The sequence below is a fragment of the Bradyrhizobium sp. LeoA1Lang genome (assembly GCF_055413685.1).
Map to the genome: position 1 here is coordinate 1 of NZ_JBVAPG010000657.1, position 252 is coordinate 252.

Here is a 252-nt window from a genome sequence, read left to right on the forward strand (position 1 = left end):
TGCGGCCCTTCAAGCTCACCACAATCCCATGACGATCAAGCCCGTTGCCCATGTCACAAGGGCCGCGTAACATTCATTCTGGCAACGTCGGCCCGACGTAGTTCAACACCGATCGGGACATCCCCATCTTGACCCGCAGCGCGTCGAAAAATACCACCGGATAGACCGGGTCGAGCGGCCGACTTTGCCATTCCCGAACTTCGTCGAGAATCGCGTCGGTGACCCGGCTGATCAAATCCGGCGAGACTTCGG

General features: G+C 59.1%; 1 pseudogene. It reads right to left on the minus strand.

Annotated features, from left to right (window positions below):
• Positions 1–109 precede the first annotated feature (109 nt).
• A pseudogene (locus ACZYOF_RS44870) lies at positions 110–252 on the minus strand (transposase); the annotation flags it as partial.